Source organism: Lederbergia citrisecunda, assembly GCF_018343695.1.
Lineage (GTDB): Bacteria > Bacillota > Bacilli > Bacillales > Bacillaceae_C > Lederbergia > Lederbergia citrisecunda.
Map to the genome: position 1 here is coordinate 2,712,023 of NZ_JAGYPJ010000001.1, position 11,849 is coordinate 2,723,871.

Sequence of the window (11,849 nt, forward strand, 5' to 3'; positions counted from 1 at the left end):
TTTCGGAGGAGAACAGATGAATTTCAAGAAAATAATTTCTATATTTATTGCATTTTTAATAATACTTCAATTAGGACTCCCATCCTGGACTGTTTTTGCAGCCGATGCACCAAGTGCATATCAAACGTTTAATAAAAACCTTTCAAAAGAACTTAACAGTTATATTAAAAAGTCCGGAGGAACGATTACGCTCGAATATAGGGATTTAACTTCAAGTGAGGAATTCAATCTAAATAGTAACAAAATGATGAGCGCTGCTAGTACAATTAAGCTTCCGCTTGCAATGTACATTATGGAACTGGCCGCAAACAAGAAAATCAACCTAAATGAAAAGCTTACATATAAAAGACATCATTATTACGGTGGCAGCGGAGTGATACAATTTCAAAAGGTTGGAAGTAAATATACTATTCGTGATTTAGTACAGAAATCAATGATACATAGTGATAATATTGCCTTTATCATGCTTCGTGAGAAAGTTGGAAGGCAAAACTTCGTCAATTATATGAAAAAAATCGGGGGAAAATATGCTTATCCAAATGGAAAGAATATGACTTCTTCCAATGATCTCGTAATCTATGCAAATCATTTGTACCATTTTTCGCAAAAAAATGAGTTAGGTAAGGAACTTGTTGGCTACTTAAAAAAGACTGACTTTAATACAACAATTCCAAAAGGGATTAAAGGTGCAGAGACGGCTCATAAGGTTGGAATGATTCCAATGTCAAAAATCTATAATGATGTTGGCATTATATATGATACAAACCCTTTTGCTCTAGCAATCATGACCAACAATATTGAGTATAAAAAATCGCAAAAAGTGATTGCCGATATTGCAGCAATCGTTCATAAGCACCATAAAACAAAAAATAAAGCGTTATTCGTTAAAGCAAAAGGAGCAGCTGCAGTTTTCGAAAAACCGACTGGAACATTGGTACAAGTTGCTTCTTTGTCTAAAGGAGAAACATATAAGGTATCCGCCCACAAAGGAAACATGTATGAAATATTATTTGGCGGAAAAAAGGTTTATATAAAAAAATCTGACGTGACCTCTTATGCAAAAACTGATGTGGATTTCTTGAAAAATTCACTTAAAAAGAATGGAGTTATTAAAGCTCGTACTAAAGTAACAATCAAGAAAAGCGCTTCTGAGAATAGTAAAATAATAGCGATGTTAAATAAAGGACAAACAATTAACGTAGATTCAATGAAAGGTGACTATTATAAAGTAGAAATAGGACAACGCATAAGCTACGTTCATAAAAACCAGGCAGATTTGCAGTTTACTAATTCAATTAAGCAATTTGAAATCAAAAAAGATAACTCATTACTATATAAAAAGGTAAAAGATCAATATATTAAAATAGGAACTTTGAATAAAGGACAAGTTTTCCTAAGATTGACGGAGACGGGAAATTATCATGTAATTCAATACGGATCATCAAAAGCATTTGTAGCTAAATCTTCCACTTTACCAGTTTTATCAACAAAAATATCAGGTACAACTAGTCAAACTCAGTCGGAAGGTACAATTAAATTACAAAATGACACTCAAGTTTATTCATCAAGTAAAGATACAGCAAGTACACTTGCGACGATTAACAAAGAGGAGACAATCGGTTACCTTTCTATTTCGGGTGAATGGTACAAAATTAATATTGCAGGTCGAATAGGATATGTTAAGATTCAAGATTTGGAGTTAGAGTGACATTAATTTTTGCAACAAGCCTACCGTATTTTGGCGGTAGGCTTGTTGTATTTCTAGGATATTTAATGTTTTCATATCAAATTATTTAAATATAATCCAACATTCATCCACCAAAAGAGTTAGTTATTTTTTTGCCTTCTTATTACAAATGAGAAAGTAATAGATTAACGTTTATTAATTTAAATAACATAAAAGGAAAACGGAACCTTTACATCATCTTTAAATGAAATAAATAAATGAATGCTACATTATAGTCAGTAAGATAAAAAAATTCACTGATGAGGTGATTAGATGTTTACATGGATTATTAATTTATTTATGGGCAAATCTAATACCAATACTTCATTTTTAGAAGATTATTTCGAGGAATTTGAAAAATGTGATGAAGATTTATATTATGATATGTACTTCTATTATTAAACTTTTTTTACCTATGAATATTACATCTCATATTTGAGGTGTTTTTTTGTTTATGAAGGATGCTATCAAATAATTTTAAAAGCAGTCTACCGAACGAAAAAACGGTAAGACTGCTTTTATTTATTCAGGATATATTCAGTAAAAACAAAAAACTGATGGTGTTTAACGTTTATTTTAGCTCTCTCGTAATATATTGACTACTTACCCAACCTTTAGATCCGTTTGGTAAGCTAATTTGATACCATGCATTTGAACTATCCATAGTAAGCGTGCCGTCTTTCTTCAAAAGAATGCTAACATATTCGTTTTGGCTGAGAGTACCCACTATTGAATGAGTAGTACCTGCTCCAGTCCGAATATTTAATCCACTTACATTTACTCTTCCGAGATTTTGTACTGAAAAATAGCTTTTATAAGCATCAAACTTAATGGAATTTGTCCAATATACCTTTCCGTCAACCTTAACTTTCACCCAGTAATCATTTGTTTTTTCTAACAAAGTGAATGATGTTCCTTTTTTTATTTCTTTAACGTTATCATTTCCACCTTTATTGCTTTGTAGAGTTAAAGTTGTATTAGCAATTGCTAATATATCATTTGGGAATACATCGCCACCGCTCGGTATACTTGGACGAGTTGGAATGGTTGTATCCGGTTTAGCTGTATCGTAATAGGCTTTATTATAAGGCAATATTTTTTCCATATGACTAGCGATCTTTTGTCCCCAGTTAGGATCACTTGCATACCAAAAGTTCATACCCTCACTGTTAGCATCAATCCGCGCATTACTTAATGTTTTCGTACTAAAGCCTAGGTATGGACCACTGTATTTCCAATTACTTGGATTCAAGTAAGTTGATTTTAATTCACGAGCTATATAATCAATATTTGAATTAACACTAGAAAAACGATAGGCTCCAACATACGGCGCTGCATCAAATGCACCAAATCCAAATAAGTTATATTTTCCTAACGAAATAAGAGAAGTGCCATATCCACTTTCATGGATAGCATGGGCTGCTAAAAATAGAGGATTAACTCCATATTTTTTACCCGAATCAATAAAGACCTGTCCTTTTCCACTTAAGACACTTGTTTTTCCCACTGTACCTTTAGCAATATAATTATTAATTTGTGCAGCTGTTACAGGTGATTGCGTGCGCAAATCAATAAATTGATATCCCGTCCTAGTCGTAATAGGATCACCGGTTTTTACTTCTTGTAAATATGCGCTAGAGACATATCCGGTTTTCCCACTATAGACGACTTTATACCAGTTATTAGACGTTTTATGAGTCGGGATAACAATTTTCCCTTTTGGGATATTGGTCAGAATGGTGGATGTTGAATCTGCAGTTTTTCTTACGTTTAAGTTTTCTTTGATCAAGAAAGTTTTCTCAGGTATTTTTTCTTCCGTAATTTTTTCTGTAGGTGTTTCCACTTTCGGCGGATCCTCTTTAGAAGGTTCTTCTTTTGGTGGCTCCACTTTTGGAGGGTCTTCTTTCTTTATTTCTTCAACATAGTCACCTGAAATATATCCCGTTTTTCCTTCGTATGTAACTTTATACCAATTTTCCGATGTTTTATGGGTAGGTGTTACAACAGTCCCTTTAGGAATAGTGATTAAAATAGTTGAAGTACTGCTAGCCTTTTGTCTCACATTTAAGTTTGAAATTACTTTAAGTTTGATACCTGCTACCTTCTGTTCACTAGATACTTCTTCATTTGGTTTATTGTTGTCTATCTTCTGTAAATAAGTGCTTAAAACATACCCTGTTTTTCCGTTATATTTTATCTTATACCAACCATTTGATGTTTTATAGGTCGGGATTACTTTTATTCCTAGTGGAATTGTAGTAACAGTATTAGATGAATTATGAGCATATTGTTTAAGATTTATTTTTGATTTAGTAGTGTAAGTTTCCGTACCAACTTTTGTCTCAGTTGGAACGTTATATTTTGTAAAATTACCTATATCAATATATCCCGTTTTTCCGTTATATGTTACTTTATACCAATTACCAATTTGCTGCTTAGTTGAAATAAGGGAACCTTTAGGAATCATCACTAGTTTCTTATAAGCATTGCCGTACGATGAATAAAGATAAGTATCGTTTTTGGCCAAATAGTTTGTTTTTATTATTGTTTTTAGAGTAACTTTCTTCACATCACTACTTAATACATAGTAATTTTTCCCGCTAAAGGATACTCGAAACCATGTTTGACCCAAACTATTAACGACTTTTTGAGTAGAATAGACGATATTTCGTTTATTAATCTTGCCAACTGCTTTTTTCTTTGTATCGGCGGAGGAACGAAGATTGGTAGTCTTTTGTGTTTCATAATACGTTTTAGCTGTGTTCGTATATTTATAGTACTCTTTCAAATATTTTCCGCTCACCCAACCCGTGTTTGTTACGTTTTTCCCTTTTACTTTATATGTATAAGACACCTTATATTTATCACCAATTTTGGATGTCGCTGTTACAGTTTTTCCTTTAGGAATCGTAAGAAGAATCCGATCCTTTGCTCCCGATCCACTTCGCAAGTTTAAACTATCTGTCGTTTGAAATATTGTCTTTGGGATTTTCTGCATATTACTTGCTGCCTCAACAGTAATATTAATTAATGGAGATAACGATATATTCATTAGACTTAATATAATAACTGTCGAGAGTATTAATTTTCCAATCCATTTCATTAAATCACGCCCTGTTATTATTATTCTTTTAGTATACAAGATATTTAATAGAATAATAGGGTCAAATAGATTATTTTGTCATAAGAAGAATAATTATGTAAAAAACACATTATCATATTTCAAATCCCCCAAAATTAAGATAAAATTTATAGTTATAGAATAATTAGGGGGAATGAATTTTGAAATTCAGAAAAAGTGCAGGATTACTTCTAGTAATATTAATTTGTTTTTTTGGTGTTAAAAGTGGAGATGTTCATGCTGCTGAAAGTCCTACAAAGATTAATGTAAATACTACTTATAAAGGAAGTCTTACAGAATGGGACGAAGTACATACTTATCAATTCACAATACCAAGTGACGGAAACGTGATATTATCTGTTAAAAACAAAACAGATAATGAATGGTACGGAAAGATATTAAATGATCAAGGAATAGTATATGAAGAACTACAGACAGATGATGGATCATTAACTTCAGGATATACTAAAAAGCAAATTGGTTTACCGAAAGGAACTTATTTCATTCAAATTAGTGATAATTGGTATACATACGATCAACCTTATGAGTTTAAGGTTGAATTTACTCCAAGTAATTATTATGAAAAAGAATTCAATAACACTATAGAAACAGCAAATATAATTGAATTAAATAAATCATATAAAGGAACCATATCTGATTACTACGATAAAGATGTCTTTAAGTTTACTATTCCAAACAATGGAAAAGTTACTTTAAATATTAAAAATAAAGCTAATATCCAATGGACAGGGAAAATTGTAAATGCTAAAGGACAAGTTTATGAAGAAATCAATTCAGATGACCGATCTTTGGTCTCAGGATTTACAACAACGCAAGTAGGATTGCCAAAAGGAACGTACTATATTGAAATAAGTGATAATTGGAATTCATATGGTGAGGAATATGAACTCAAAGTAAACTTTGAAAATAACAATTACTATGAAAAAGAATTTAATAATACTCTTGATACTGCTAATCAAATAAATCTTAATTCAACGTATAAAGGGATTATTAGAGACTATTATGACGTAGATATTTTTAAATTCAATGTTCCTTCCGATGGGCTAATCTCACTTTCATTAAAAAGAAAACAAGGAAAAGCCTGGGAAGGTACTATTCAAAATGCTTCCGGGAAAAAATTTATGGAACTCTCCACTTGGACAAGTGACATAGCTACTGGAAATGCAATAAAATCAGTTTACTTAAAAAAAGGAACGTACTACTTAGTTATTAGGGACGATTATGATTCATATCAAGAACCGTATGAGTTTAAAGTTTCTATGAAATCAGAGAATATAAAATCATCCCAAGTAAAAGTCACTAACAACAAAGGGAAGGATGATATTGTTAAAGTAACTAATATTAAAAAAGGCGATACAATCAAAATCTATAATGCAAATTCCAAAGGAACACTACTGGGTAACAAAACAGCGAGTGGAACATCACTTAACTTTTCAATCAAACAACTAGGCAAGAAGTCAGGAAAAATATATGTTTCGATCACACAACCTGGAAAAGCAGAAAGCGATAGAGTGGCAGTATCTTACAAAGGAGAAATATCTGACTCTGTACTATCAAAACAAGTGATCATTACTAATAACAAAAATAAAAATGATACGATTAAAGTAAACAAAATTGCCAAAGGGGACATTATTAAAGTTTACAGCGCTAGCACGAAAGGAAAATTATTAGCATCAAAGAAAGCAACCGGAACATCCGTCAGCATTTCGATTAAACAGTTAGGTAAAAAATCTGGTAAAGTATATATATCTAGAACGAGTACTGGTATGTTGGAAAGTAAGAGGGTTATGGTTTCCTACAAAGGGGAATAATCATCTACTTTACTCATTTTATAAATAAAAAAGGTATATTTCCTCACAAATAGAGTGAATTATACCTTTTTTGCTGTTTAATTATTGTAAAGTTTCAAATGTGTTTATACTCTTTTTGAGCAAACCATCTTCAAAATTTATCATCATTTGAAATTGGATTACTAGACATAGTAATTTCCTAAACAACTATTATTTTACAGAAGAAAGTTGATTACTAATTGTCGAATCCTGTCTAATAAACTATTACTTCCTCCAGTCCTGTTTACCAATCTAGTAATATTTGTTACCATTAGTAGTATTATACGGAAATGGGGGATAATGCCATGAAACGTCTAAATAAAATTGCCATCGTCTCGGCTATGATTATTAGTTTTATTCTGCCTTATTCTACACCTGCCGAAGCAGCTAAAACTAGTACAGCAGTCGTAAATGTCGATAGCAATTTAAATATTAGACAAAAAGCGTCAGCTAGTTCAAAAAAAGTTGGAACATTAAAAAAGGGCACGAAGGTAACAGTTTATGCTAACACAAAGTCCGGATGGTCTGAAATACGCTTTAAAAATAAAAAAGCTTATGTTTCAACAAAATATTTGAAATTCAATTCAACAGCAACTAAAGCAACAACCAGCACTAAGCAACAAAATAGTAGTGTAACATTTGCAAAAACATCCTATCAAGCAACGGCCAATTTAAATATGCGTAGCGGAAGCAATGGTACTAAGAGCCCAGTTATCCTTACCATACCAAAAGGGAAAATCGTTTCCTCAAAGGAAAGAAAAGGAGATATGGTTAAAGTAACATATACCTATAAGTCCAAAGGGAAAAGCATTACGAAATCAGGATGGGTTAGCGGCAAATATTTAAAGGAATACTATAAATATACGAACACTGCAAAAACGTATTATGCAACACAAAAGACTACTAATCTTCGTTCCTCCCCTGATACAAAGAAAAAAGTAGTGACCAAGATAAATAAAGGAAATGTCGTCTCTTCCACACAAAAAGTCGTTAATAGTTTGGGACAAACGTGGTATCGGGTATCATTTAATGGGAAAAATTATTATGTAATAAGTAGTGATATGAAGAAAGTCACTTTAAAAACAATTCCACAAACAAACTACTTAGCCAAAAATGATACTTATCTTTATTCATCCTATGGAAATGCTTATAAGAAACTAATTAAGATACCTAAAGGTTCAGTTATTTCAACTAAGCTGCAAATAGGCAATTGGTTTAAGGTAACATACAAAGGAAAGTCAGGTTACATTGAAAAAGGCTCTTTCACAAAGTTTAATATTCCTTCTGAGAAGAAAATTGGTAAGGAAACTTATACTACTGCATCAAAAGTAAATCTTAAAGAATATGCTCACAATTCATCTTATACATTAGCTTCAATCCCAAAAGGGGTAATCATCATTCCGACTCATAAAACATCTAACGGTTGGTTTAAAATACAATTCGAAGGAAAAACAGGATATATTTCAAGTAATTATGTTGAAGGAATAAAAAATGTAGAGCCACCGAAAGAAGAACCACCGAAAGTGGAACCTCCAAAGGAAAAAATTACTGAAGTTAAAATAGCTGAGAAAACCTTCTTGGTTAAAGAAAACTTAAACGTAAGAAAAATAGCGGACGCAACATCCACCATTCTAACTACTATCCCAAAAGGGAAAATTGTTATTCCGACTCATAAAACGTCTAATAACTGGTATAAAGTTGTCTATAGTGGGAAAACCGGATATGTCTCTGGCGCTTATTTACAAGAAGTAAAAACCGGAGATCCTCTTACGACTAGGACGGGATATCAATTTATTGATTTGCGCACGCAATCTTCTGTAACAGCAGCACAAATTAATAATTATATTGCTAAAGGTACAGTGGGAAAAACAAGTGTCTTAAGTGGAAAAGGACAGGTATTTATTGATACGGGTAAAAAATATGGGGTTAACGCCCTATTTTTGGCAGCCCACGCTATCCATGAAAGTGGGTATGGCACTTCTAATATTTCGTTAGGAAAATATAACTTATTTGGATTTGGTGCATTTGATGCGGCGCCATATGTTGGAGCCTATCGTTTTTCTAGTGTTAATTCAAATATTGATTATATAGCTCGTGAATTAAAATCAACATACTTGAATCCTAGTAATTGGAAGTATAATGGTGCATATTTAGGATTTAGTACGAAAACCTTGAGTAATATAAGAATTGATGCGAACAGTGAGGGAATGAATTTTTATTATGCCAGTGATCAAAACTGGGGGAAAAAAATTGCAAGTCATATGGAAAAAATTCTACCGTATAAGAAAGCCGATTACGATAAGGCTCCTATAAACACATCCGTCCCAACTCAACCAAGCGTACCGGCAGGAAGCGATTTGTTTCCAAATGATATTACCGTTATTGCAAAGAAAGATTTGCAATTCCATAGCAAAAAGGGAATACTGGATGCCAAACCTAAAAAAGTAAAAAAAGGATCCGTATTTACTTTACTTGAAAAAACAAATGATTATTGGGTGAAAGTCAAAATTGACAACAAGGAATATTGGACCAATGAGATCCTGTTCCACTCTTATAAAAACTATATTTCCGTGCAAAATCTTGGAAGAGTTAATGTAGATAATTTAAATGTGAGACCAGAGGCAAACACATCTAAAACTCCAATAGGAACATTGAGCCTGAACCAATATGTACAAATAGTCCTGAAAAAAGATGGGACAATTACTATGGATAGTTCAAAAAAGTGGTATCAAGTAAAATTATCCAATGGTAAGACTGGTTGGGTGAGTTCACAGTATATTACAAGAGAGCTTAATTGAAGTAATAGCTAAGGCATACAATTATCATAAATGAAGCAGGTAGGGAAAAACGTATCGTTTTTCCCTACCTGCTATTATTGTATTTTCGGTTCTAATGAATGTTTCGGATAGATGTATCCTTACTGTTTTTGTCAATATGAATTTGAGCCAGAGCGATCTCTTCAAAAGTGAGCACTTTATGATTAATAGATTACTTAAATGAGAGGAATTGGCGTTTGGGTTTCTTGCCCTGCGGAGGGGCAAGAAACCATTCGAATAAATTTACGGTTACCATTTTCAAGCTCTAAATTATTGTAGTTTCTTCAGAGTACCTTGTAACTTTATTATCTTCAAAATCTTTTACAAAGACTAATATTCGATAAACTCCTGGTTCGTTTGGAGCCCATTTAAAATAATTTAAATCAGTATACCACTCAACATGGATCCGTTCTGAATTTTTATAAACATACCAAGCATAGCTTAATTGTTTTCCTGTAGCTTCCACTGTATAAGTTATGCTGGTTCCTATTTGCTGTGGTCCTTGTTTATCTACTTCTAACCTAACAATATTTAGTTCCAAATTCTCAGCATTAAGTTTTTCTTCATATGTTGCTTCGTTAGAAATGTTGTTACAGAATCTTAAAGTTGTTTTCCATTGTATAGTTTGATTAGCAAAGATGTTACTATTAATCCTGATTTTTAATAATGTTGATACTCCAGAAACTGACATTAAATTTCTCGGTTGATCCACACTTAAAGTGATTTTTCTGGATTTATTACAACTTATTTGGTACTGGCTTTCTCTCCAGAATAGATTCATCGTTTTATTCGATAAAACTCTAGATTTTATTCCTTCTTTACCATCAAAAACTACTATTGGTAATACATGTTCACAATCAACAAAATCCACTTTTGGAGTCATAGTATAGTCCCATTCGATTTTATTTTCATAAACTTGTATTCTTTTTTGGCAAGTTAATAAATCATCTTCATATATTAACTCAAATCCATAATCTAGTTGATTAATCCGTGCATTATCCACTGAATCCGAAAAATACTGTTTACCTAGTGTATCTTTAAGAATATAACCTTCAAATAAACTATTCATTAGGTATCTATTAAATGGATCTGTATTTTCTAAAAGTTTAGGTTCGGCAAGTGGCGTTTCCTTACCATTCAACCTAAAATGAAATCCTTGCATCGATGGAATGTACTTTTTCTCATGTAATCTCAAACTGCAACCATAAAAATTCTTACCTTTTTTATAAAATGCATAACCACTTTCAATATCAATAAAATGATAATCTTTATTTATTACAGATAAAGATGGTGCACTAGAAACTCTTAAATCTTTTGAAATAATTTTTTCAGCCGTAGCTATACCTACAAAACCAAGTGTGTTGTACATATTTACATGTGTATAGGTTTCAAAACCTGTTCTTAATTCATGAGGTAAGTAATTAGGCGTACAACTATAACTACCATCAGTTTTTTTATATTTCAGCCAATTTTCATAAACATTTTTTATGGTTGCACTGTCTTCTGACCCTGAAAAGCATACTGTAGAAACTAGAGCACCCCATGTAAACATTTGATGGCTACTTCTCTCTGCCATTGCAAAAGTAGCATCACTTGCCAATGTATTACTTGACCACACATAACCTTTTTTTATGATTTCTTTTGTTAAATTATATTCTTCTCTATATTCTGTGCTATCACTAGTTGCAACAATAACACCCGTAAGAATTGATAAAATAAACGTATGATATGCTATGGGCATACCATCTGTTGGTATACCATTACTAGGAATCGAATCATTAATAAAGCCTAAATGATTTTGCCCATTACTAATAAAAGTTAATAAATATTTAATTTTATCTTTATTAAGCTTTTTATATCCAAGCATACTTAAAAAAACTTCGTTTCCCCATTGTAAAGCCGCACAATTTGTATTTATTTGGTTACAATCATCTTCATAACTCCCGTAAAATCTTCCAAACTCTTTCTTAGCACTCTTTTTTTCTTCTTCTGGTAGATAAAGTATTGCCATTAATGAATAATGTAATAAGAAAACTCTACAGAATGGACTAACTGATTCCCTTTTTTCTAGCAGCTTAATTGATCGTCTGATCATGTCGTAACATCTATTAAGATGATATTTATCCCTAGTGTAATTGTAAACACTAGCAAATATCATTGCAGCATTGCCAGGAGCATAGTTTTCACTATATTCTGATTCAAAAAGGTCTTTCAGTTCTTTTTCTTCCCCAATAATCCAGGAATCTATTGTTTTAGTAAATTCGATTAAAGTATTCTGCATTTCTTGAGCTAGCATAATTGAACACTCCACATTTTTTATTAATATCTTATCACAA

General features: G+C 32.0%; 6 protein-coding genes. 4 read left to right on the forward strand and 2 right to left on the reverse strand.

The features are described from left to right. Positions 1–16 precede the first annotated feature (16 nt). Together KHA93_RS13380 and KHA93_RS23555 are read left to right on the forward strand one after the other, a co-directional pair. Positions 17–1,708: a serine hydrolase gene (locus tag KHA93_RS13380; protein ID WP_213111183.1), complete on the forward strand. Its 1,692-nt coding sequence runs from the start codon at positions 17–19 to the stop codon at positions 1,706–1,708. A 291-nt stretch (positions 1,709–1,999) separates the two neighbouring features. Next, positions 2,000–2,128, forward strand: coding sequence for a hypothetical protein (locus tag KHA93_RS23555; RefSeq protein ID WP_267917366.1), 129 nt, complete (start codon positions 2,000–2,002; stop codon positions 2,126–2,128). 169 nt (positions 2,129–2,297) lie between these two features. Here KHA93_RS23555 and KHA93_RS13385 read toward each other — a convergent pair whose 3' ends face one another. Further along, complete coding sequence (locus KHA93_RS13385) at positions 2,298–4,829, reverse strand: SH3 domain-containing protein (protein ID WP_213111184.1); 2,532 nt, start codon at positions 4,827–4,829, stop codon at positions 2,298–2,300. 179 nt (positions 4,830–5,008) lie between these two features. Here KHA93_RS13385 and KHA93_RS13390 point away from each other — a divergent pair, with 179 nt between their 5' ends. Together KHA93_RS13390 and KHA93_RS13395 are read left to right on the forward strand one after the other, a co-directional pair. After that, complete coding sequence (locus KHA93_RS13390) at positions 5,009–6,679, forward strand: vWA domain-containing protein (RefSeq protein ID WP_213111185.1); 1,671 nt, start codon at positions 5,009–5,011, stop codon at positions 6,677–6,679. A gap of 323 nt (positions 6,680–7,002) precedes the next feature. Continuing rightward, positions 7,003–9,495 (forward strand): SH3 domain-containing protein, encoded by a 2,493-nt coding sequence (locus KHA93_RS13395; RefSeq protein WP_213111186.1) that lies wholly within the window; start codon positions 7,003–7,005, stop codon positions 9,493–9,495. Positions 9,496–9,778: 283 nt separating this feature from the next. Here KHA93_RS13395 and KHA93_RS13400 read toward each other — a convergent pair whose 3' ends face one another. Next, entirely contained in the window at positions 9,779–11,809 is a 2,031-nt protein-coding gene (locus tag KHA93_RS13400; protein ID WP_213111187.1) for a triple tyrosine motif-containing protein, read from the reverse strand. Positions 11,810–11,849: the final 40 nt, after the last annotated feature.

Excerpts from the sequence above, each read along its gene's own strand:
- KHA93_RS13395 (WP_213111186.1), top strand. The coding sequence starts at position 7,003 with ATGAAACGTCTAAATAAAATTGCCATCGTCTCGGCTATGATTATTAGT.
- KHA93_RS23555 (WP_267917366.1), top strand. The coding sequence starts at position 2,000 with ATGTTTACATGGATTATTAATTTATTTATGGGCAAATCTAATACCAAT.
- KHA93_RS13400 (WP_213111187.1), bottom strand. The coding sequence starts at position 11,809 with ATGCTAGCTCAAGAAATGCAGAATACTTTAATCGAATTTACTAAAACA.
- KHA93_RS13380 (WP_213111183.1), top strand. The coding sequence starts at position 17 with ATGAATTTCAAGAAAATAATTTCTATATTTATTGCATTTTTAATAATA.
- KHA93_RS13385 (WP_213111184.1), bottom strand. The coding sequence starts at position 4,829 with ATGAAATGGATTGGAAAATTAATACTCTCGACAGTTATTATATTAAGT.